The sequence below is a fragment of the Ligilactobacillus pobuzihii E100301 = KCTC 13174 genome, assembly GCF_000349725.1.
In the GTDB taxonomy this organism is placed as follows: Bacteria; Bacillota; Bacilli; order Lactobacillales; family Lactobacillaceae; genus Ligilactobacillus; species Ligilactobacillus pobuzihii.
In genome coordinates, this window is record NZ_KB714685.1 from 101,376 (window position 1) to 125,194 (window position 23,819).

General features: G+C 36.6%; 19 protein-coding genes and 1 riboswitch. Of the genes, 11 read left to right on the top strand and 8 right to left on the bottom strand.

Going from position 1 to position 23,819, the window contains the following annotated elements; genetic code table 11:
- The first annotated feature begins 365 nt into the window (after nucleotides 1-365).
- The gene (locus tag LACPOB_RS0102045; protein WP_017867174.1) at nucleotides 366-761 is read left to right on the top strand and encodes an MORN repeat-containing protein; all 396 of its coding nucleotides are present in this window, start codon (nucleotides 366-368) and stop codon (nucleotides 759-761) included.
- Complete coding sequence (locus LACPOB_RS0102050; RefSeq protein ID WP_017867175.1) at nucleotides 724-2,652, top strand: acyltransferase family protein; 1,929 nt, start codon at nucleotides 724-726, stop codon at nucleotides 2,650-2,652. Before LACPOB_RS0102045 ends, LACPOB_RS0102050 begins: the two co-directional genes overlap by 38 nt.
- A gap of 249 nt (nucleotides 2,653-2,901) precedes the next feature.
- Here the strand turns inward: LACPOB_RS0102050 and lacD are convergent, their stop codons facing one another.
- Genes lacD through pfkB form a run of 3 tightly spaced genes read right to left on the bottom strand, consistent with a single transcriptional unit; the run spans nucleotide 2,902 to nucleotide 6,826 of the window.
- Nucleotides 2,902-3,885 carry a tagatose-bisphosphate aldolase gene (gene lacD / locus LACPOB_RS0102055; protein WP_017867176.1) on the bottom strand — a complete coding sequence of 328 codons (984 nt, stop codon included), beginning with the start codon at nucleotides 3,883-3,885 and terminating at the stop codon, nucleotides 2,902-2,904.
- Nucleotides 3,886-3,919: 34 nt separating this feature from the next.
- A complete protein-coding gene (locus LACPOB_RS0102060) occupies nucleotides 3,920-5,872 on the bottom strand; it encodes a fructose-specific PTS transporter subunit EIIC (protein ID WP_017867177.1) in 1,953 nt (650 codons plus the stop codon).
- A gap of 21 nt (nucleotides 5,873-5,893) precedes the next feature.
- Nucleotides 5,894-6,826 carry a 1-phosphofructokinase gene (gene pfkB, locus LACPOB_RS0102065; protein ID WP_017867178.1) on the bottom strand — a complete coding sequence of 311 codons (933 nt, stop codon included), beginning with the start codon at nucleotides 6,824-6,826 and terminating at the stop codon, nucleotides 5,894-5,896.
- A gap of 154 nt (nucleotides 6,827-6,980) precedes the next feature.
- On the opposite strand from pfkB, the gene LACPOB_RS0102070 reads away from it, so the two are divergent.
- Nucleotides 6,981-7,727: a MurR/RpiR family transcriptional regulator gene (locus tag LACPOB_RS0102070; protein WP_017867179.1), complete on the top strand. Its 747-nt coding sequence runs from the start codon at nucleotides 6,981-6,983 to the stop codon at nucleotides 7,725-7,727.
- A gap of 91 nt (nucleotides 7,728-7,818) precedes the next feature.
- Here the strand turns inward: LACPOB_RS0102070 and LACPOB_RS0102075 are convergent, their stop codons facing one another.
- Nucleotides 7,819-8,808 (bottom strand): aldo/keto reductase, encoded by a 990-nt coding sequence (locus tag LACPOB_RS0102075; RefSeq protein WP_017867180.1) that lies wholly within the window; start codon nucleotides 8,806-8,808, stop codon nucleotides 7,819-7,821.
- A gap of 1,660 nt (nucleotides 8,809-10,468) precedes the next feature.
- On the opposite strand from LACPOB_RS0102075, the gene LACPOB_RS0102085 reads away from it, so the two are divergent.
- The 4 genes from LACPOB_RS0102085 (at nucleotide 10,469) to LACPOB_RS0102105 (ending at nucleotide 16,203) form a co-directional block, all read left to right on the top strand.
- The gene (locus tag LACPOB_RS0102085; protein ID WP_017867182.1) at nucleotides 10,469-11,380 is read left to right on the top strand and encodes a hypothetical protein; all 912 of its coding nucleotides are present in this window, start codon (nucleotides 10,469-10,471) and stop codon (nucleotides 11,378-11,380) included.
- A gap of 516 nt (nucleotides 11,381-11,896) precedes the next feature.
- Entirely contained in the window at nucleotides 11,897-12,154 is a 258-nt protein-coding gene (locus LACPOB_RS0102090) for a type II toxin-antitoxin system HicB family antitoxin (RefSeq protein ID WP_017867183.1), read from the top strand.
- Between the two features lie 810 nt (nucleotides 12,155-12,964).
- On the top strand, nucleotides 12,965-14,596 hold the full coding sequence (locus LACPOB_RS0102095; protein ID WP_017867184.1) for a peptide ABC transporter substrate-binding protein: 1,632 nt from the start codon (nucleotides 12,965-12,967) through the stop codon (nucleotides 14,594-14,596).
- A 362-nt stretch (nucleotides 14,597-14,958) separates the two neighbouring features.
- Entirely contained in the window at nucleotides 14,959-16,203 is a 1,245-nt protein-coding gene (locus LACPOB_RS0102105; RefSeq protein ID WP_017867186.1) for a metal-dependent hydrolase family protein, read from the top strand.
- 390 nt (nucleotides 16,204-16,593) lie between these two features.
- Here the strand turns inward: LACPOB_RS0102105 and LACPOB_RS0102110 are convergent, their stop codons facing one another.
- Complete coding sequence (locus LACPOB_RS0102110; RefSeq protein WP_017867187.1) at nucleotides 16,594-17,445, bottom strand: DegV family protein; 852 nt, start codon at nucleotides 17,443-17,445, stop codon at nucleotides 16,594-16,596.
- A 209-nt stretch (nucleotides 17,446-17,654) separates the two neighbouring features.
- Nucleotides 17,655-17,699: riboswitch (PreQ1 riboswitch) on the top strand.
- A 9-nt stretch (nucleotides 17,700-17,708) separates the two neighbouring features.
- Between LACPOB_RS0102110 and LACPOB_RS0102115 the strand changes: the two genes are divergently transcribed.
- Together LACPOB_RS0102115 and LACPOB_RS0102120 are read left to right on the top strand one after the other, a co-directional pair.
- Complete coding sequence (locus LACPOB_RS0102115; protein ID WP_017867188.1) at nucleotides 17,709-18,200, top strand: QueT transporter family protein; 492 nt, start codon at nucleotides 17,709-17,711, stop codon at nucleotides 18,198-18,200.
- A gap of 366 nt (nucleotides 18,201-18,566) precedes the next feature.
- A complete protein-coding gene (locus LACPOB_RS0102120; RefSeq protein ID WP_017867189.1) occupies nucleotides 18,567-20,531 on the top strand; it encodes an elongation factor G in 1,965 nt (654 codons plus the stop codon).
- Between the two features lie 247 nt (nucleotides 20,532-20,778).
- Here LACPOB_RS0102120 and LACPOB_RS12685 read toward each other — a convergent pair whose 3' ends face one another.
- The gene (locus LACPOB_RS12685; protein WP_017867190.1) at nucleotides 20,779-20,934 is read right to left on the bottom strand and encodes a hypothetical protein; all 156 of its coding nucleotides are present in this window, start codon (nucleotides 20,932-20,934) and stop codon (nucleotides 20,779-20,781) included.
- A gap of 178 nt (nucleotides 20,935-21,112) precedes the next feature.
- Here LACPOB_RS12685 and LACPOB_RS0102130 point away from each other — a divergent pair, with 178 nt between their 5' ends.
- Nucleotides 21,113-21,403: a hypothetical protein gene (locus tag LACPOB_RS0102130; protein ID WP_017867191.1), complete on the top strand. Its 291-nt coding sequence runs from the start codon at nucleotides 21,113-21,115 to the stop codon at nucleotides 21,401-21,403.
- Nucleotides 21,404-21,620: 217 nt separating this feature from the next.
- On the opposite strand, the gene LACPOB_RS0102135 is transcribed toward LACPOB_RS0102130, so the two are convergent.
- Nucleotides 21,621-22,013: a VOC family protein gene (locus LACPOB_RS0102135; RefSeq protein WP_017867192.1), complete on the bottom strand. Its 393-nt coding sequence runs from the start codon at nucleotides 22,011-22,013 to the stop codon at nucleotides 21,621-21,623.
- A gap of 150 nt (nucleotides 22,014-22,163) precedes the next feature.
- Here LACPOB_RS0102135 and LACPOB_RS11570 point away from each other — a divergent pair, with 150 nt between their 5' ends.
- Nucleotides 22,164-22,958, top strand: a complete 795-nt coding sequence (locus tag LACPOB_RS11570) for an aldo/keto reductase (RefSeq protein WP_017867193.1) — start codon at nucleotides 22,164-22,166, stop codon at nucleotides 22,956-22,958.
- Between the two features lie 184 nt (nucleotides 22,959-23,142).
- Here LACPOB_RS11570 and LACPOB_RS0102145 read toward each other — a convergent pair whose 3' ends face one another.
- Nucleotides 23,143-23,628 carry a Dps family protein gene (locus tag LACPOB_RS0102145; protein ID WP_017867194.1) on the bottom strand — a complete coding sequence of 162 codons (486 nt, stop codon included), beginning with the start codon at nucleotides 23,626-23,628 and terminating at the stop codon, nucleotides 23,143-23,145.
- Nucleotides 23,629-23,819 lie beyond the last annotated feature (191 nt).

The window sequence follows — 23,819 nt, forward strand, 5'->3', positions numbered from 1 at the left end:
CGATTGCGTTATTCTGGTCCTTCACTTTGCTACGTACACCCTAAAATAACGCAATCATCGTTACAAATCGACTTTCAAACATCTTTTGTCTCACTCTCCCTTAAGCGTATTTTAAAGGATTGAAGTTTTACTCTTATTTTTGGATTTAAAGCTTGGTTGAATTAGATGAAGTCGGGAAAATAATATTGGATAATATGTTAGATGGGCCAGACGTAAAGTAACTAGGCCAGTAAATAAATAATTCACTAGTATTATCTAAATCGTGATAGCGATTTGTTTATTTAATAGCTAAATCAGAGAGAGTTTGATATCATTAAAATGATTTCAGAAAATTTGCAACCGAAAAGGCTAGAACGGAGGTCAACATGCAAGCTAAACAAATTAGAGTAATTGCTGAACTTGTAACGGTCATTGTGATCATTGTTTTTGCCTGGATCGCGCTAAAACCAGCACGTGTTACTGATGAACATTATATTCTTGATCACGGTAAGATCGTGTACGATGGTCAAGTGTTTAAAGATAAATTTAATGGTCAAGGTAGCTTGAAATTAAAGAATGGTGATCAGTATCGCGGGCATTTTAAAGACGGTCGTTTCGATGGTCAAGGCATTTTTAAATCAAATGAGGGTTGGCAATTTAGGGGTCACTTTTCTAAGGGAGAGGTAACTGGACAAGGTAAATTAACCACTAAAAATAACAAAATCTATCAAGGGGTGTTTGCGAATGGAAACTTTAAACAAACCAAAAAGACTCAGGATTAAGTGGTTTAGCCTTGTGCGGATCACTGGGTTATTTTTAGTATTAGGCTATCATTTCTTTCAAAATACTTACCCTGGTGGTTTTGTCGGAGTTGATGTGTTCTTTGCTTTTTCAGGATTTTTGATCACTTCATTGATGATCGATGAGTTTTCCTCCAGCGGGGCGTTTGGTTTGAAAAGTTTTTATCAACGGCGTTTTTATCGGATCGTACCACCGTTGATCTTATCAGTCCTGATCGTGATCCCGTTTACTTATTTAGTCGGTTCTGACTTTATTACGGGCATCGGTAAGCAGGTCGCAGCGGCTTTTGGTTTTGTGACTAACTATTTTGAAATTGCGACAGGAGGGAGCTATGAAAATAACTTCATTCCGCATTTGTTCGTGCATACTTGGTCGTTGGCCGTTGAAATGCATTTTTATATTATTTGGGGCTTTTTAGTCTATCTGTTTTCAAAGACGATCCACTTTGTTTCTGGTGGTCGTCGCAAACAAACGCAAAGCTTTCGAACCATAATTTTTTTAGTTTCGGCATTTTTTGCTATTTCTAGTATTGTGGGAATGAAAATTGGTGGGCAAGGTTTAAAGGATTTTTCACCAGTGTATTTCTCGAGTTTAACGCACTGTTTTCCCTTTTTTCTTGGAGCTGTTCTCGCTACTTTAACGGGTATCGCAACTTTGCCTGCTTCATTTGCCCGTCAAGTAAAGGAAAAATGTACTGCTTCTAGAGCCGTTTTGTTGATGTTAGTAGGTTTGGCCGGTTTATTGATCATTACATTCAAACTAGATTTTAGTGCAACGTTTACTTATCCATATGGAATGGTCTTAGCAGTCTTGTTAGCAATGACAATGATATTAGGGGCTCGGATCCTGCATGAAAAAACGCCCAATATCAAAGAACCATGGCTTTTTGGTTTCTTAGCGGATTGTTCATACAGTGTGTATTTGTATCACTGGCCTTTATATGTGATCTTTTCGCATCGAATGAGTAATGGTTGGGCGGCAATTTGGACGACTGTTTTAAGTTTTTTATTTGCTGCTTTTTCTTATTATTTGGTCGAACCATTGATCGCTGGACGACGGGGACATTTATTTGGTCAACGGGTGTCGGGCAAAGCACTTACTTTACCGCTTACCGCGCTGATCGCAGTCTTGTTAATAATAACTGGTGTGACGGCCTATAATGCACCACGGATGTCGAAATTAGAAAGAAATTTGTGGATCGGTGGGATCTATCAGGGTGAAGATGGCGTTAAGAGTGCTAAAGACACTGTCATGGCACAAGTTAAGCCGCCCAAAAAGAATCCCGCTACTAAACAAAAGACAGATACGAATGACTACCGGGGACATAATAAAAAAAGTACGGCTGCTAAGTATAAATTACCTTCAGGTGTTTCGATCATTGGGGATAGTGTGACTCTCGGAACAAGACGATACTTGGAACCACATGTAGCTGACGCTTCGGTCGATGCTGAAGGGGATCGTAAGTTGAATCAGGCCCATGAAGTGATGGTTGAACAACAGAAAAATAATACCCTACGTGAATTTGTCGTGATCTGTGTTGGGACTAATTCGCTTAATGATTATGAACAACAAGCCAAAAAAATCATTGCTGACTTGAAACCTGGGCATAAATTAGTTTTCATGACGCCTTATGACAAAACAGCTACGGCTTCATGGAACTCAACTAAGTTGGCACAATTTGAACGGACCTTGCCGGATAAGTATGACTGGATCACTATTGCCGATTGGGGGAAGATCGCACCGCAACATCCAGAGGTGTTTGATGGGACCGATGGTGTTCATTTTGCCGGACGCGCTGCTGGTGATCGATTGTATGCGAAAGTGATCAATGATGGGCTGATCGAATCCGCTAAGGGCCCAGCGAAAAAATAGAAAATAAATGCTCCTAAAAATGGCAAGGGGCTGGGACAAAACTAGCTGTGTGGTTATAAAAGGGCCATCGATCTATCCCATTAAATGGGTTAAATCGATGGCCCTTAAACGTGTTCCAAAAGATTGAAGCCATACTGGAACAACTATTGCGTTATCCTGGTTTTTCGCTTCGCTACGACCCAAAATAACGCAATCATCGTTACAAATCGGCTTCAAAACATCTTTTGTCTCACTCTCTTGCCATTTTACTTATGGCTGAATCTTACTTTCCCATGATGAAGCTGTAGCTGCAAGAACTTCGTTCAAATCTTCGATGTTCTTACGACCAGTTGTCCGCATCCATTCACGACCTGCTTCTTCTCCATCTTTAGCAAATGGTTCGATCGAATGACGCCATGTGGCACGTCCACAAAGCACACCGTTAAAACTAGAACTTGCTTCATGAGCAAACTTCAAAGTTTCTTGGAAGAGTTCTGCAGAAACACCAGCACTCAAGAAGATAAATGGTACTCCAGCAGTAGCCTTGTCTTGTTCTTTAAAGAAATTCAAAGCTTGCTCTTTACTGAAGATAACTTCATTATCACCGTTATAGCCTTCAACATAGTCCATGTTGACCGGAACTTCAACCTTCAAAACGTCAACGTTATAACGATCTTTGGCAAATTCTTCAACCATGGCGTTAACCTTGTGTGGTTTTACCTTGGCATATTCTGCACTCTTTGTATCATCAATATTTGCGTCATATGACATTAATTCCAAGAAGAATGGCATATCTTCAGCAACACATTCGTCACCGATCCGTTCCACAAATGCTTGTTTCTTCCGATTGATCTCTTCGCCTTCATCAACGTCATAGTACAACATAAACTTAATCGAATCTGCACCAGCTTCTTTTAAGCGTTTAACAGACCAATCAGCCAACAAGTCTGGCATGTGGCCAGGTGCTGTTGTGTCATAACCTGTCTTTTCATAAGCAGTTAACAAACCACAATCAGCATCACGTTGTGCAGCAGCTGGCAAGCCATATTCTGGATCCAGTAAGATCGCAGAAGCATATTTTGTTAATTCAGAAGAAATAACTTTCTTAAATTCAACAATATCATCTTCATTAGCAGGTTTATTAGCTGCTGCAGCTAACATTTTCTTCAAAGAACCACGTTGGTCGATCGCTAAAGCAGCAATTACACCATTTTCATTGGACATACGTTTTAAAGCTTCAATTTTGTTAGACATTTAGATAACTTCTCCTTTTCAACAGCGATTTTTGTTATTCGTTATATTCCTTAAAAAGGTCGTAAACCTCATCTGCGTTATTGGCATTTTTTAATTTTTGAATAAAATCTTGATGAGTTAACAATTTAGCAGTGTCTGATAGATAATTAAGGTGAGCGCCATCATCTTCTTCAGGAATTAAGAAAGAGATTATTGTGTTAACTGGTTTCCCATCAAATGTTTTCCACTCAACTTCATTTTTAAGTCGGAAGATCATCATTTTAGAAGTCTTGATACTGCTATCTTGAGCATGTGGAATGGCAATTCCTTGTTCCATTCCGGTAGATCCTTCTTGTTCTCTTTGTAAATATTTTTGATAAACTGCTTGTGAATTTGTAATTAAACCTTTGTCTTCAGCAAACGTACTTAATTGGTGTAATACATCATTTCGACCAGTTGCAGTGACATCAAAAGCAATATTGTTAACACTTAAAATTGATGCTGGCGAGTTGTCCTTTTCGATTGCAGCAGAATTTTGATCTGATAACTCTTGGTTTTCAACATTATTGTTATTTGTTTCAGTAAACTCGGGCTGTTGCTGACTTTTCTTTCTGTATGAGTGCTCTGCTATCATTGCTAGTAATATCCCGGAAGCAACAGAACCAATCAAAATATATACGACCCATAAAATGGGATGATTTACTAGAGGTAATACGATAAAACCACCATGTGGTGCTGGGACTTGTATTTTAGAAAAGTATGTTAGAACAGCAGCGATAGATGATCCAACCATGAAGGCGGGAATATTCATTAGTGGATTTGTCGCTGCAAATGGGATCGCACCTTCTGTGATGTGGGTCGATCCTAGTAGAAAGTTAACATAACCTGCACTACGCTCTTCTTTTGAATATGCTTTTTTGTTAAATAAAACAGCAAAACCGGTTGCTAACGGTGGGGCAATACATGCTGCTGAAACGCCAGCCATAAAGAAATAATTGCCTTGAGCTAAAAGTGCGGTACCAGTTAAATATGCCGCTTTGTTTAAAGGACCGCCAAAGTCAGCTGCTGATAAGCAACCAATAATGATACCTAAAAGAAGTGGAGTTGTGTTTTCCATGCCTTTTAAAACGTCCATCATACCAGTGTTTAATGCTTTCATTGGAACATTGATAAGCATCATAAGCATTCCGGCTGTGAAAACACCTAAAACAGGGTAAAGAAAAATCGATTTTAATCCCCTGAATTGTTTGTCTGGTAAAGGCTTTAAGATTTTTTGTAGTCCTAAAATAACGAGTGCTGCAATGTAGCCACCAACGATAGCTCCTAGAAAACCTGAACCACCATTGAATGCAATCATCCCGACAGCGAAGCCGACAACTAAACCAGAACGTTTAGCAATTGCTTCACCAATGTAAGCAGCAAGTACTGGAACCATTAAGTCCATGGCTGTTCCGCCCACAGTGTTTAGCATATAAGCAAATTGATTAAATTGGTCACTCTTGGGATCTGCAGAATAGATCCCCCAAAAGAAAGATACCGCTGTCAAAACACCGCCAGCTACAACAAGTGGTAGCATGTGTGAAACACCGTTCATTAAAGAAGTATAGATAATGTTACCGATTGATTTTTTTTCTTCACTGTTTGAACTTTGTATTTCATCGTCATTACTTCTGGTATTACTAGATTCGTGGATCGGGGCATTATCAGACAAAGCTAATTCGATCAACTTGTCTGAATCACTGATGGCCTTGGCGACTTTTACATTAACGAGTTTTTTACCAACAAAACGATCAGGATCTACGTCGATATCTGAAGCAATAATAACTGCTTTTGCGTTTTTAATTTCATTAGAAGTTAACGAGTGTTCTATTCCTGCTTGTCCGTGAGTTTCTACCTTAATAGATAAATGTTTGTTTTTTGCTGCTTGTTCTAAGGCTTCTTCTGCCATAAAAGTATGTGCTATACCTGTAGCACAGCCAGTAGCTGCAACAATGTCATAATTAGTCATTCTTATTCACTCCTTGTATTTTTAAATGTCAGTTAATCTTTCTACTTTTACTTGCTTTTCAAGTAGATCCACGTTTTTAAAATCCGTGATCCACATACTTTGGGTTGTATCACTACCTGCTGCGATACTTTTTTGCAAATTTGATTTTGCATCTAGTTGATTTACCATACCGGCAATAAATGTTCCCAGCATCGTATCGCCAGCACCAGCCGAGTTAAGTGCAGTAATTTTTGGAGCGTTGCCATAATAAACTGAATCTTTAGAAATAAATGCAGCCCCGTTTTCTCCTAATGAAAGTAATACATTTTGTGCACCAGCTTTTATCAAACGTTGAGCCAATGTGATAGTTTCTTTAATAGAAAATTCTTTATCAATATTGAACCATTTCTTGATTTCTTCTTGATTGGGCTTAATTAATAATGGATGATATTTTAAAACGTCCAGTACTTCTGAATAACTGGTATCAATGATAAAATCGGCCTCTTTTTGCTTTATAATTTTAGCTAGTTTAGTAATGATATTTGGGTTTATCCCCGATGAAAAACTTCCAGATAGTGAAACAATGTCTCCCGTTTTTAATCTGTCGAAATATTGAAGTAACTTAACCTGGGATTCTTGGGTAACTTTTGGACCAGGATTGACTAATTTATATTCACAATCTTGAGAATTCACGTGTGTAAAAACATTTATTCGCGTTATTCCATCAGTATTTATAAAAAAGTTTTCAATATTATTATTTGCTAATTCTTGTTGAATATAATTTAAAGTAAAGCCGCCGCCAACACCCGTAGCCGTGTTAGAAATACCTAATCTTTTTAGGATAAAGGAGACATTGATTCCTTTGCCATTGGCTTGAATATCATATTTTTTTGTACGATTTACTGAATTTTTTTTAAGTTCATTTGTTTCTATAAATAAATCTATTGCAGGATTCAAAGTTAAAGTATAAATCATGCTTTCACCTTCCATTTTCATATGTGTTCTATAGTGTATTATAGGAAGTGAGGATTGAAAATATTTTCTAAATAAAGTGTTTTTTGTTCCTTTTTTGGGAAAAACTGTTCAGAAATTTAAGATAGCAAGAATATAGTTTTAAGGGGGTTAAAATGTGAGTAGTGACTTAAGTAGCGCTGAAGCACACCTTTGGGAAGTAGTGGAAAATAATCAAGAAAAAATAGTGGATATGTCGATCGTTCAACTTAGTTTATTTGCAAATGTGTCAACTGCTACAATTGTTAGAACAATGAAAAAGATGGGATATACTGGATATACGGCTTATAGAGAGAATTTAAGGAATTCTGGAAATTATAACGCAAAGTTTAAGATTTTGAATTCTGTTGATTCTACAATTAAAGATGTTATTTTAAAGAATGAGATCGAGGTAAATAATACTTTGAATAATTTAGAAACGAGTACGATAGAGGATAGTGTAGCAGCTACACGACAAGCAAAAATGGTATATATTTTTGCCAGAGGTTTGTCTGAAAGTATCGCGCGCGAGATGCAAACTAAACTTCAGTTGAGTGGAAAATATACCGAAATGTTTAGTGACCCGAATATAATAAAGATAATATCTAAGAAGATAAAAAAGAATTGTATTGTTATTTTTATTACCTTAAACGGTGAAACACCCGAACTGGTATATGCAGCTAAAAACTTAGAAAAAAGTGATGTTTCGAAAATAACTTTTACTACTAATAAGAATTCTTCGATCGTGCCTTTTTCTGATTTATTGTTTTTAGGACATAAATCTGCAACAAGTTATTTTCCAGAATATGAGATATCTTCACGATTACCCTTAAATGTTATGATGCGGATCTTCACAGATACTTATGCAGTTAGAACGAAAAAATAATTTGGTTCACCAATAAAATATAAAAATTTGGTAGAAAAAAGTGCTTAGGTCTATTCAACAAAAATTGATAAACCTAAGCACTTGTTAATTTTTATTTAGTAATTGCATCGATCGCATCAAGTTCTTCTTGATCGAAGCGGATATTCTTAGCTGCTTCTAAGTTATCCTGTAAGTGATCGATGTTAGTCGTTCCGATAATTACGGATGAAACGACTGGATCTTTTAATAACCATGCCAAAGCCATCTGTGATAATGTTTGGTCACGTTTTTTAGCAATGTCATTTAACTTGTTAAGATCATCTGTAACTTTATCGGCACCTGCTTGCATAACATACTTGCTAGTTGGATGAATAGCGAAGTCTTCAGGAACACCGTCTAAATAACGGTCACTGAGTAAACCTTCAGCTAACGGACCATAAGCAACGATACCGCGGTTTTGACGTTTCATTTCATCAACTAAACCGATACGTTCAGGTCGACGGTTCAACATGTTATATGAAACTTGGTTGACTGTATATGGTGTACCTAAATCTTCAAACATTTTGGCAACGGTCTTAGCTTGATCAGTATCAAAGTTTGAGATGCCGATATACATGGCTTTACCTGCACGGACTACATCGTTTAATGCTTGGGCTGTTTCCCATAAATCGGTATTAGGATCGAAACGGTGAGCGTAATAAACGTCAACGTAGTCGGTTTGTAGTCGTTCCAAAGTACGGTCGATCGATTGTAAGATCGTCTTTCTGGATAAGAAATGACCGTATGGACCAGGGACTGTGCGATAACCAACTTTAGAAGTGATCACTAATTCATCACGGTAAGGTTTTAATTCGTTGGCTAAAACCTGGCCTAGAAGTGATTCGGAAGTTCCAATTTCTGGAGAACCGTAATGATCGGCACAATCGAAACTGAAAATTCCTTGGTCAAAGGCTTTTAAGATCACGCGTTTGCGATCATATAATGGGTCAGCACTACTAAAATTGTGCCATAAACCAAGGGAAATCAACGGTAAACGAAGACCAGTCTCACCAACTCGTCGGTGTGGTAATTTATTGTATCTGTCGTCATCTGCTACGTACATAGATAATGCCCCTCTCTAACGGATCAGTGATCCGTCCAAAAATATTTACTATAAGTATAGTATAACGGTTATAGCTCAAAAACTGAAATACAAAGAATGCAAATTATGAGGTCATTTTTTCAACAGTGTTGTCAGTTCCGACTATCAAAATATTGTTACGTTAGTTTTAGCTATGTTATGTTTGCTGGAAATCTCTCTGGCCCGTCATTAATATGACTTTTTTTAAGCGGTTTTCGCAACAGAGTACTCCATTCATACTACCCCCCACTTTGAAAAAGTGAGTTCTAAGCATAGTGATCTGGAACCTTGTGTCTTGTGACCCTGCACTTAACCGAATTGTTGAAACAATATCCGTTCTTTTTTTAGCCGATGACACTCCCTATCCTAAGTTCAGTAAAAGGTTTGAACAAGTGAAGATCTTACACGACCATACCATACTCGTTACTTGGAAAAAATTTATAAATGTGCATGACTTCGTTGCTTTGGAGATTGCTTTTCTCACACAGAATTCTGCTGCGCTGCATATTCTATGGCCCTCTTTGTTCTTATTGAATGTACTAGTCCGCAGGGAATTCTAAGCTTAAAATGGAAATCGAGTTGGCTGAACGAGCTCTTAAAATCACCGGTCAATAACAACACATCATTTTCGAATCTGACAGTTGGTACACTAAAAAATGCCTTGAACTCTGTAAAGTTCCACGATAATCTTGATTATATCGCTAGTATTCTCAATGGCAACGTGCTCTATCGAATTTCTCAGCGGACAGGAAAAACAAGGCGACTACATAAATATGGTCAAAAATTTAAAACAACTGAAATTGTTTTGATTGGACAAGATGACTACTATGCAGAGATATATAACGAAGCTTTTTGCGCAAACCGTGTGGATCACCCGCAGTCAAAACTGTAGTGAAGGTAAGCGTTTGTTCACTTCACGCTGTCACCTCAGGATTTACTGAAACTAACTTCAATTAAGACTGAGATTTGGCGGACCCTAGATTACCATAAACAACGTTGGAAGATCAAACGTTGTTGCTACGTGATTAAAAAACTTTCCCCTTTCGATGTATAGCAAGTTAGTTCTCAGAATAGAGGGCTTGCATTTTATCGCTAATTTGGCTTAGCTTTTTATGTAACTTTTACTGCAGATTCAGCGTGATTGGCAGGGATTAGCGGAGTAAAGGGCAAGTGCGCGTAAAAACGCACTAAATACCATTATTGCGGGTTGAATTCTTACTAGTTTGGTTCAGGCAGCCCAAAAGCACTAAGATTTCGAGATAATTTTACAATTCATACTGAACGCGGGCTCAGAATTTATAAAAAAATAGTTAAGTTTTGTAAACTGTTGTTATTCAGGTCAATTTATGGGATTAGTAAAGAATATCTCAGCCTGAGTTACAATTTTTAAGATAGGTTATATATCTGAGTAATTTTTGAGCACTAAAACATATCAGGACTTTCCAGTTTTAAAGAATAAAAATATTTTTTTATTTAGTTTTCAGTTCAGCTTTTGAATAATTTAAAAAAATTAAGTTGTATAATTTAAAATAATCTTCAGTTTTAATATAATTAATATGTAGACTTGAACATAACTGGATATCGAACCAAACTATAATTTAAAATAAGTAATTTTAACCAGTAACAAGGGGGTTGTAACAAAATGATTGTAAATAAACAGATAAAGGACTTTTTTGGCAGAAACAAAACAAAGATAATAATTACTTTTGCTTTTTTTATTATTGCGATGGCTTTACTTACAGTAATCAAAATGAATTCATTAGCTACCTTTCTCTTAAGTGTGGGTGGCTCGTTATTTATTTTTTTATTACTACATTTTTATTTCTTTGGGAAAAAACAAAGATGGATAATTACTATAGGCCTAATTTTAATAAGTTACTTGGTAATAGGACTTACTGCATTCTATAGTAATTTTTGGACATTATTTCTTTTGTCACTAGACACTATGTTTATGTCAGCTGTTTTAGTAGAATGGTCTATATTTATTTCAGATTATTTACTAGCTAAACTGGATAAATATAAATCAGGGAGAAAAAGGAATGAACTCACTAAAAATTTTCCAGCTTTTTTGATAAATCATAAATGGCAAAATGGAATATATGCGCCATTGAAATATCTTGATGATAAGCATAAATTCGACAATGTTAAGTCAGGGTTTGATCCTGAAAACACTAATGAATATGAGTTTTATCTATCTATATTGCAGGTGTTTAAAAGTCTTGAATTAAAAGATTTAGAAAAATTGAAATTATATTTATCTTTGAATAATGGAAAAAAAGCAATAGAATCTGGTCAGATTTTTGAATGGTTTTTCAAGTTCATCCTTCCTTCTTTGTCTGGATTAGCTCCTATAGTAAGCAAATTTAAAGTAAATTTTAGTTGGTTTTCCAATAACTCTGTTGACTCATATTTCTTATTCTTAATCATGTATTTTATAGTAATTTCTTTTATATCTACGATACTTTATTTAAGACAAATTAGGAAAGACAAAACAGAAAAAGAGGTTATAATAACTATTATAGATAAAATAATAACGCACAAAGAGTATAGCTAAAGTATTTATTAGGGGGTAGCCAAGTACATTTTTAAATTACCGCAAATAGAAATTTACGTGACGCTAATTCGATTTCCTAACGTGAATTCTCATAACATTTCTTAACTCTATTTTGAGTAATCCTTGTTTAAGATTTACTATTGAATGTACGACAAGTGTATAGAATGGTAGATCTTTAAAATCTTCTCAAAATTTATTCTGTGAAGTCCAGATTTTTTGACAGCAAGAAAGTGAGTATTTTAGCTCATGGTAACTTTTTGGGTGTTTTGACCAAATATCTTAAGGTATCTTAGATTATATATCGTCAGCTTAAAAATGGCACTAGAATAACCAATTGTTTATGATGTGGTTGACAGATTAAACGTAGTTAACAAAAAAATTTAGTTTAAAACATCAGCAAAAGAATGGAAAAAGGAGATAAAACTAAAGGATCAGTAAAATTTAAGGCGTTTCATTGTACATTACTCACAAAATTATGTAAACTATAATAGTACAGTAATTTTAGGAGATGGTTAAATGAGCGACGCGGCGATAAAATTCCCCGTAAAAATAACAAAACCAAGAGAATCAGATGATCCTTTCGTAGTGTATTTTCCAGATTTTGACGATTATACTTATGCAGAAAGTTTTGCAGATTCCTTTACCCAAGCAAAAGAATTTTTGAAAGATCATCTATTAGATGATGATTTACCAGAGCCAAGTGAAGTGTTACCCTTCGCAAGCGAAGGACAGTTTACGAGCTTTGTCAGTGTTTCACGAGCATTAGTTAATTAGTGCTTGAAATAAATTTGATAAAAGGTAATTAGGTTAGAAAAATGATTATGAATATTATTAAGTTTGTACGATTCCAGGCTGAATGTAAGCTGGATTTTGCAGGTTTTTTAAATGAATATGAATTAAAGTAGGGCATATATCAAGTAAAGTTGATATGTGGCCTATATTTTTTGCTTAAATTAAATCAGTCTGTAATTAATTTGAATTATATTAATTTTGAAACATGATTTACTTGAGATTTTCTTTTTGTGGCCGAAATTATTATTAGGAATAAAAAATTGTGTTTATTTTATCAAGAAGAAAAACAATGATGGATTAGTGATTTAAAGCAAAAAAAGAAGATGTTTTCGCTATTTTTGATTTAAAAAATATAAAAAGTTGTTGACAGAATAATTTAAAGTGATTATAGTTAACATCATTAAATATTGATGAAAAATTACTGAGATGATTTGAGGAGTCGTGAATAAGAGGTTTTCAGGGAGCGTCAGGTACTGAGATGACGTAACGTCTTATTTTACAAAAGTTAGATCTGAGTGAGGTCACTTGTGCAGAGTGACTAGGGTGCGCCCAATACAGCGCCAACGTTATGTCGTTTCGAACGGCCGTACGTGAGTGGCTGTGTTTTATTACAGCAAAAAGGTGGTACCGCGTTAAAGCGTCCTTTTAGAAAGTTAATTCTTTCTGGAAGGGTGCTTTTTTTGTTGTAAAAAGTTGCTAACCAGTCATCAATATTAATAATATCAGTTGGATTTAAAAGGGAGACCAGCTTTTCCCAGTTAGCTCTAAAAATAATAGGAGGAGGAATCAGTAATGAAGATACATAAAAAAACAATTGTTGCAGCAAGCATCATGATGGGCGTGGTTAGTGTCTTATTAGGCGGTTGTGCATCAGATGCTAGTGCCGAGTCCGACGCTGAAAAAACACTTAAAGTTACTATTCCTGGGGAACCCATGACGATCGACCCGAATAAATCAATTGAAACTAATGGTGCCGCAGTTATTGACCAAACAAGTGAAGGAATCTACCGTCGTAACGCGAATAATAAGATCGTGCCAGGCGTTGTTGAGAAAATTGTTAAACCAACAGAAAACAAAACGAAATATACTTTCACTATTAAGAAAAACGCCAAGTGGGAAAATGGCAAGCCGATCACGTCCCAAGATTTTGTTACTTCACTGCAACGTAATGCTGACCCCGCTACTAAATCGCAAGCAACTACTAGTACAGAGTACATTAAAAACTTTAAAGCGATAAATAATGGCAAGATGAATAAAAGCAAGTTAGGTGTTCATGCAATCAACAGTCGTACTTTTTATATCAAACTTGAGCGTCCAGTTCCGTACATTGACTATGAATTTATTAGTTATAGACCGCTTAATACCGCTGCAATCAAGAAGTATGGTAGCAAATATGGATCAAATGCCAAGATGACAGTTGCTAACGGCGCGTACAGCATAAAAGGTTGGACGGGTTCGAATGACTCTTTCCGTTATGTTAAGAATCCTCACTACTGGGATGCTAAAAATGTCAAAATACAAAATATTGATGTTAAAGTCGTGAAAGAAGATAATACTGCGCAGAATTTATTTAAGAGTGGGGAAGTCCAGTTAACTAATCTCAGCGGGCAATACGTTAAAGCTAATAAGAACAATAAAGAAGAAACCATCACTAAAAATGGTCGTAATAATTACATCTACTTTAATTCAAAACGTAAAGCGACCGCTAACGAGAACTTCCGTAAAGCTATCAGCATGGTGATCGACCGTGAAGCACTTGCCAAGAAAGTCTTGCAAGATGGCTCAACAGCATCAACCAATATTGTTCCGAAGGATTATGCCAAAGATCCAACGAACGGAAAGGATTTCGTTGACGAGGTTGGAAATCTTGCTCCAACTAACGTAACCAAGGCTAAAAAATATTGGAAACAAGCACAAAAAGAAATTGGTAAAAACGAAGTTAATATTGATTTCTTGGTTGATGATACTGATACAGAAAAGAAAGTTGCCGAGTACATGCAAAGTACGGCTGAGAAAAACTTAAAAGGAGTAACAGTTTCTATTGTTTCTGTTCCACACGCAACTCATGTCTCTCGTGACTTTAAGACAGATTTTGATATCACTACTGTCGGCTGGGGGCCAGATTACCCAGATGCACAAAACTTCTTAGATGGTATGCAAAGCGAAAATTCAATTAACTTTTCTAAAACAAAAGACGCTAGGTATGATGAGTTGATGGCAAAAGTCAATAATACAAGCAAATACACGGAAGCACAAAGATTTGAATTTGAAAAACAGGCCGATAGGCGTTTGATGGAAACTGCTGCCGTGGCTCCAACCTTCCAAACAGCTCAAGCGCACTTGCTCAGCAGTAAAATTGGTGGTTTGAAGTGGGATACCCTTTCAGGAGCGTCAGGTCAGTTGCAATATGCCTACTGGAAATAAATTTTCTACCTGGAAAGGTGGTGAGGCTCATGTCAGGTCAGTTAATTGATTTAAAAGATGATGGTTCGTCACAGTTAAACAGTTTTTTAGTTGGGGTATATAAGCCAAGAGCCTCCGCCAATCTTGCTTTAAGATTTAAGACATCGATGTTTACACCGTGAATCTAAGGCATGACAATGGCTATCTCTCAAATAGCTTATCTATCTCTACGATAGATAATATGCGAGTTACGTGAAATCAGGGATTTTGTTGATTGAATTAGGAACTTATGACATTGAAAAAAGTGCTCTGAGTTCTTAGTCTGATAGCTCATTTCTAGCTTTTTTCACTACACTCTGTCAAACATATAAGGAGAAATTATTATGACTACAATTAATTATACAAATGCAGCAGTTTACAACCACAACGCACAGGCTTTTGAAACCAACCACTATATCGTAGTTGACACAGGGTCGGGAAAGATCATTGCCACAGGTGCTGGTTTTGTTGATACAGATGTTCAAATTGATGAAACTATCGATATGCAAGGCAAGTATGTTATGCCAGGCATCATGAATGCTCATACACATATGACTAGTGTTCCAACATACTGGGTCAACGGTGGTGAAGATGATGAACACGATGACTCACGTGAGTTTAATACGATGTATGCAATTAAAAATATGGAAGATGCAATCAATAACGGTATCACTTATATTCGTAATGTTGGAGCGGCTTATGATATTGACATGGAAATCAAGAAAATGCAGGAAAGCGGCATGATCAAAGGTCCAAAGGTAATGACTTCTGGACGAGCCTTTACGATGACAGGTGGTCATGGTTCTGGTAGCGGGATCGAAGTTGATGGAGTTGAAGCTATGATCCATGGTGTACGCACAGCCATGAAAAAGGGTGTGGATAACATCAAATTGATGGTGACTGGCGGAGTATTGAAAAACGGTGAAACTCCAGATGATATTCAGTTTAATGAAGATGAAACTGCTGCCGCAGTGACCGAAGCCCACCATAAAGGTAAAACGGTCGCAGCACATGTTCAAGGTGCTCAAGGAGTCAAAGAAGCAGCACGTGCTGGCGTTGATACGGTAGAACATGCATTTAACATTGATGATGAAACTATTGAAATCTTTAAGGAACATGGAACAGTTGTTGTGCCAACAATGAATGCCATGTACGCTATTTATCAATACGGTGAAAAGACAGTTCCTGAATGGGCACGCAATAAAGTGATCGTAAATATCAAAAAACACTTTGCTAGCATTACTAAAGCAGCTGCAGCAGGAATTCCCATCGCGATGGGGACAGACGCTGGGACACCTTATAATGGTTTTGAAAGTGAAAGTGCTTATGAAATGCAATTATACGTTGATAAGGCCAATATGACACCAGCACAAGCAATTGACACAGCCACGATCAATTGTGCTCGTGCAATGCACATTGAAGAAGAATATGGCGAAATTTCTGTTGGTAAATACGCTGACTTTATCGCGATGACAGAAAACCCATGTGAAGACATCGCTGTTATTCAAGGGAAAAAAGATGTTTATCAAAACGGTGTCAATGTTCACCGTGGAATTCCACAAGAAAAGATAAGCACAGTGACTGCATAATAGTATATCAGCAATTAAAATACAGCAAATTTAGAGCAGAAGGGTTTGTTGTAATTAAATTGAAAATATGGTTGGCAAATGAAATTTGCGTCACTCTGATTAAAATCAGACAAATAAAAGATTAGAAAAACGTAGAAGAAGGCAAGTATGCTGATATGCTTTTAGTTGATGAAAATCTTTTAGCTGACGTTAGTGTCATTAAGGACGATCATAAAGAAGTATTCTAAAAAGAAAAAAATCAAGTAAATTTTTATAAAAAATTATTGCTCATTCAATGTATTTGGATTATGCATAAAAACACAAAAGGCCTTGCTAAGCGCTAGATAATACGCGTTAGGCAAGGCTTTTGGTGTTTTTTATGGTATTTTGGTGATTAAGTAGGTTTTCAATTCATTCATGCCAAGAAATTAATGTGGCTTTAGGACCAGTAAAGGTAAAAATTGTGGGGGTACATAGATCTGTGGTTAGCGTAAGTTCAGGTAGTTTAGCATGAATATATGAGCTATATTTTTCTAACAAAACTGTACTATCCGCCATGATCGATAATTGTTTTTCAAAGTCATCCGTTGGCAGATACTTATGGAGCTTTTCCACTATAGAGTGGGCGATTTTTTTGTTGCGCGAACTAGACGATAGCACTTCAAGCTCACCTGCACGAGAAAAATGTAGGACATTTTTTTGAGGTAACAGACTGTTATTGTAATGGTGTGAACCATTTGAAATTGAACCAGTCCGCCGTAAATTCTTAAGATCTTCCATAATCAGTAAGGTGTGTAATTGCTGACGACAGTTAGTTAATTCTTGTAATACTTCGGATACATTTAGTCCACGTTTGATCAAAGTGTCTGCTTTCTTTACTAAGAACCCCTGGGCTTGACCAAGACTGTGTGAATCGAAGAGATGAAGCTTGATCGGTAAACGATTGTTCTCAGTGAATGTTTTTAAGTTAGAACCTAAACCACTGATCGAATTAGCAATATGGATACAAATCACATCAGTATATCCAGCTGTAGCTAATGTACTAACACATGCGTTGATGTCACTTAATGGGATCTGTTCTTCAGTAACCGTACATAAAGTTGCCTCTTTAAGTGCGGCTACTTCTTCGACTGCAGGTAAGTCACTGGGTTTATAAGTCTTGTTGTCTAATAAAATGGGGATCTGTAAAATTTTAATATTTGCTTGCTGATGGAGTTGCTCGTCGATCACAGCAGCGCTATCAGTCAAAATCGCGATTTTCATGTTTAATTTAATATCCATTTCTCGTTAATGATTTTCGTGAGAGTGATTGGAGATAATCAATTTAATAGTCAATACTCACGATTATTAGTGTTCATTGCTGGGCCTCTAAAATATTTAATATTAAGATTATAACATGCTTTTGTGGTTGATAAAGGATGGCCTTTTTCTTACAATTGAAAAGGTAGTATCTTAATTTTTAGTGTTTTGTTTATCAGGTGGTTCGTAACCATCCCACCTAAAAAAACTAGGAGGTCTAATAAAAAATGACGCGTACTAATAATAAAGTGTCTGAGATTACGAAAACGGCTTTGATCGCAGCACTTTATGTCGTCTTGACGGTAGCCTTTATTCCGTTAAGCTATGGTCCAGTGCAATTTCGTTTGTCGGAAATGTTAAATAATATGGCAGTTTTTAATAAACGATATATCTGGGGAGTAACTTTAGGTTGTTTGATCGCCAATTTATGGTCTTCGATGGGACCGATCGACATGATTTTTGGAACTTTACAGACCTTGGTCATGACTTGGTTGAGCTGGTATGTTGGGCAACATCTGTCATCAGTGCCAGCTAAGTTAGCCGGAACAGTGATCATCTGTACCTTGATGTCTTGGGCTGTGGCCTTAGAATTAAACTTAGTTAGTGAGGCACCATTTTGGTGGACTTACTTAACAGTTGGTATTGGTGAATTTGTTGTTGTTTTGATCGGGGCTGTAATTGTATGGTTGGTCAATAAAAAAGTTGATTTGAGAAGATAAGTATTAGCTTTTTAAAAAGCAAGGGTGATGATCAATGCTGACATTGTTTCTTTTGTTATTATTCGGAATGATTATTTGGGGACTCTTCAAATTTTTCTTGAATGTTGGTTGTGGCTGTCTGTTTTGGATCATTTTACTGGCAATATTTATTGCAATTTTATAACAAATAAACTTATCTACACGCGCAAGGTTATTAAATGGTTTGCGCGTTTTTTAGTGAGGCACAATCTACAGTTTGCCATACTCCACTATGCTTTTTCGGCTTAAAAATAGTGTTAAGTTAGCCTGTGTAGCGTAAAATATAATAGACAGACGTTTTAAAGAAATAAACAAGATATTGAGTAGTAATTTAGAGGAGAAATTAGGATGAAGCAGATCGTAACTGGTATCGTGGCGCACGTTGATGCTGGTAAAACTACGCTTTCTGAAGCTTTGTTATATCAAACAGGAAGCCTACGTCAGTTAGGACGTGTTGATGATCAGAATACTTTTTTAGATCCAGAAAAGTTGGAAAAGCAACGGGGGATCACAATTTTTTCTCATCAAGCACGTTTGATCTCAAATGACTTGGAACTAACTTTACTGGATACTCCTGGTCATGTTGACTTTGCAGCCCAAACAGAGCAAGTTTTAAGTGTTTTGGATTATGCAGTTTTGGTGGTTTCAGCTAGTTCAGGTATTCAGGGTTATACGCTGATTTTATGGCGTTTATTAGCACGCTATCACGTACCAGTTTTTATTTTTGTAAATAAGATGGATACAACTGAAAGAAATCGACAACAAATTATTGAGCAGTTACAAAAAGAATTTTCACCTGGTTGTCTTGATTTTACAAAAGCTTTCGCACAAAAAGGTGATTTTAACCAATTGAATGATGAATTTTGTGAAAGTGTGGCCTTATGTGACGCTGATGTTTTAGATGGTTATTTAGAAAATAGTGAATTGAGTGCTGAAACTATTCAACAAATGATCATCGAACGCCAAGTTTTTCCTTGTTATTTTGGGTCAGCTTTAAAAATGACGGGGACGGCTGAGCTGTTGTTAGGGATGGAGTATTGGACAAAACAACCCCCAGTTGTGAACCAGCCATTTGGAGCCCTGGTTTTTAAAGTCTCACATAGTAAAAACGATGAACGCTTGACATGGGTGCGTTTGACTAGTGGTTCTTTACACCCGAAAGAAATTTTGCTGGGAGAACAAAAGGTCAATCAGTTAAGGATCTACAATGGCAGTAAGTATGAAGTGCTACCTGAAGTAACTTGTGGTCAGGTGTGTGCGATCCCAGGTTTAAAAGAAACTTATCCGAGTCAAGGATTAGGCAGTCAAAAAGATGCAGTACAGCCGCAGTTAACTCCAGTCTTAACTTACGTGGTCGATAAAAAGGGGCAAGACGTTCAGGTTTGCTTAAAGGCTTTACGCCAATTACAAGATGAAGATCCACAATTACATGTTACGTGGTCAGAAGAACTAAAAGAGATCCAAGTCCAATTAATGGGTGAGATCCAGATCGAAGTCTTAACGAATATCTTAATGGAACGCTTTGGCTTAGACTTGGGTTTTGATCAAGGAAGTATCTTATATAAGGAATCAATCAAATCACCAGTTGAAGGAGTCGGACATTTTGAACCATTGCGTCATTATGCTGAAGTTCACCTACGTTTAGAACCAGCCCCTGCAGGCAGTGGCTTGACATTTGCTAGTGAGTGTTCACTAGAGGTTTTAGCGAGCAATTGGCAGCATCAAGTTTTGTCCAACTTGCAGGCTAAACAGCATCTGGGTGTCTTGTTGGGGGTGCCGTTAACGGACATGAAAATAACTTTGGTCAGTGGTAAAGCCAGCAATGTGCATACTGTTGGCGGGGATTTTCGGGAAGCTACGTGGCGTGCGGTTCGGCAAGGATTGATGGAATTGCGTCAACAAGACCAGTGTGTTTTATTGGAACCGTGGTATCGATTTAATTTGCAGGTCGGCTCAGAGCAAGTCGGTCGTGCGATGACAGACATTGAACGAATGAGTGGGCAATTTAAAATACCAGGTAACAGTGCTGAAAATTCTGGCTTAGTAACTTTGACGGGACAAGCGCCAGTCTCAGAAATGCAAGATTATGCTGCGAAAGTCCGGGCGTATACACATGGTAAGGGACAACTGGAATGCGTATTTGCTGGTTATTTTCCGTGTCATAATACGACAGAAGTCGTTGCACAACAGGGCTATGATCCGGGTTCAGATTTGAATAATACCCCAGGTTCAATATTTTGTGCACATGGAGCTGGCTATCCAGTAGCGTGGAATAAAGTACCAGAAATGGCACATGTTGGATATAGTAATTAGCAAGTTATGTCTAAATAGTACAGAAATCGAAGTAAAATCAAGTGAAGCGGGGATAAAACTAAAATTTCAGTTCTACAAATAAAGGTGGCGGCATAATGGGATTTTATATCTGACATTATGCCGCCACCTTTATTTTTTTGACTACAAGCTAATTTCCTAAGTGTTCTAGTTTCGTCCCAGCTCTTTTTCAGACACAAGGTCGTCTACTTTTATTTGATAAAGAACAAGCATTTACCTATTATGTAAATTAATGGTTCGCTACCTTTTTGGTTTTAATAACTAAAACATACTCGTGGTTAAGATAGTTGATTTGGCAATCATCCATTTGATAGTCAGCTAAAGTTTGTGAGCATGCGTTTTCGAAAGTTTCGTCTAAATTTTGACCATGGAAAATGTTGATCATTGAATCATTCACTCCTAACTTTAAATTACATATAAAAATATAGCATAACAAATATAAAAAATCATATTGTGCATCATATGAATTATTTAAAGTTTTTAGATATAATAGTTGATTGCAAGAAGCTAATTTAGTTTTTGAAAATAAAATTTATGTTTCCAGGGAGGAAATAAAAATAATTATGCAAGATCAAATTGTCGAATATCCCATCCAAGTGAAACCAGTAGAAGAAAATGGCTGTCATTATTTGGTTTACTTACCAGATTTCAAAGGATACACGGAAGGAGTTGATTATCAAAATGCACTATTCATGGCTCGAGACTATATCGGAACACGTAGCTTATGTAATGAACTGCCACCTGCAAATCAAGGGTTGCCACTAGTTAGAAAATTTGAAAATGTGCGTTACGTTAAAGTTAATATTACTGATTTCCGTTTACAACATGGGGTTCAAAAAGACGGCTATTTATAGAAAATTGTACTGAAATAGGGGATTTCTGTTATCTAAAAATGGATTATAGAAAACGAAGACAATAATAATGCGACTATCATTATAGTATGACTTTAATTTTTTGAGAAACGTCTAAGGGCCGTCAAACTCCCGCTTTTACTTGGTTAGTTTGACGGCTCCCTTTTAGATGCACATAGCTCATTTTATTGTATATTTGTCATAGTTAGAGAATTCAGAATTATTTATTTGAATATGTAGCGACCTCAAGTAAGTTTTTGTCATAGTCTCTGATATAGATCGAAGTCATTTCTCCTTCTGAACCGATTTTTTTGACAGGTCCATCAACGATCTCTACAAAATAACTTTTCAGGTGATTCAAGACATCGGCTACATTATCTTTGACTACGATGCATAAATTAGTGCTACCGATCGTCGGCTTGGCGGCTTGAATTTTCAATGGTCGATCAACTTGGTGCAAGCAGATCAATTGATGGCCACAACGAATCGTTTTAGTATCGGCCGTACTTTGAGCAGTGATCTCTTGCATGTCAAAGACTTCATGGTAGAAGCGGAAGGCTTGATCTAAGTCTTTTACAGGTAAAACAATATGGTCTAAACGACTAACTTTCATTTTCGGACACTCCTATGTTTGTTTCAAATTGTTTTCATATCCATTATATCAATCTTGGTCTTGGATTAACATAGCATGATTTGTAGTACTTTTTGTTTGACGCTTTTAGCAAAAGTGTTTTTAAATATAGTTAAATAGGAGGTTTAATGTATGCAAGAAATCACTTTAAATAACCAGGTTACAGTTCCTCAATTAGGGCTGGGAGTTTTCCAAATTGAAGATGACAATATCTTAAAAGATGCTGTCAAAGCAGCGATAAAAGATGGTTACCGGCATTTTGACACAGCGACTCTATATAAAAATGAACAAGCTTTAGGGGAGGCTTTAGCTGATTCTGGTGTACCACGCGACGAACTTTTCGTAACATCTAAAGTCTGGAATACAGTTACCACTTATGATGGTACGATTGCCGCTTTTAAAGAAAGCTTACGCAAGTTAAATATGGATCATTTAGACCTCTATTTGATCCACTGGCCAACGGAAGGTTATCTTGAAAAATGGCGTGCACTTGAAGATCTGTATGCTCAAGGACTAGTACGTGCCATCGGTGTTTCTAATTTTGAAAAAGAAGATTTAGAGCAGCTGTTAGCCCATGCTAAAGTGACCCCAGCCGTAGATCAAGTGGAAACTCATCCATATTATCAACGACCGAAACTACATGCTTTGTTGAAGCAATTAGGTATTGCCTATGAAGCTTGGAGTCCTTTGGGTCGTGCTAAAAACGGTGCTTTGCAAGACACTACACTACAAAAGATCGCGCAGAATCATGGTAAATCGGTAGCGCAAGTTATTATTCGGTGGCACTTACAAAATGATGAAATTGTCATTCCTAAGTCTGTACATGCTAACCGGATCGAAGAAAATTTTGATGTTTTTGATTTTTCACTAACTGAGTCAGAGATGCAACAAATTGCCAGCCTGGATAAAAATGAATCCATGAATTAATTCAAGAACAGAGCGGGACAAAAGTAGTTTTGAAGCTGGCGTAAATGATGTTACATTGAGGATTCAGACGTTTATGCTATAAAAATTATAAGCGGTAATTTGATTATTATTAGCAAAAGAAGAGACTGGGACATTGTTTTGTCCCAGCCTTTTAAATTAATTAACTTTTCGGTTAAGATGATGCTTATTTATCGCCATCGAAAGGACCTTGATCGAGATAAGCAGTTAGCATCCAAATTTTCTTATCAACGTCACTCTTGAAACCGTTGATTATATCCTGAGTTGGTTGATCATTTTCTTCATCTGTGATGTCGATCAATTTTTGGAATTGATCACGCAAATATCTGAAGTTATCAACTAAGCGTTGCATTAGTTCAGGTAAAGAATACTGGTCGAATTTAATTTCTTCATCTGGTAAGCCAGTATTTTCAATAAACTCGTGTGTGGTGGAAAATGGTGCACCATTCAAGGCAATCAAACGTTCAGCAATTTCATCTTCTTCGTCAGCGAAATCTTCGTTGAATTCGTCCATTTCTGGATGTAAGTTGAAGAATTGTTTACCACGCATGTACCAGTGTGTTTGATGAACGTTAGTTTGAACTTGTTCCAAGTCAGCCACTAATTGGTTCAACTGTGCACGTGTCTTAGGATAATCATATTTTTGATTCATATTAAAACTCCTCCTTAAATATTGGTGATCCTCTTACATCTTTATTATACGATTAATGAAGATAAAAGCAAGGATTTTCTATATAAATTTTAGTCTTTAACTAAAGGTTGAAAGTTAAATAATACAAAAAAGCCCCGAATTTTCGGGGTTTTTTCTGTATAAAATAGACATGAATTGCTCCATATCTGTAT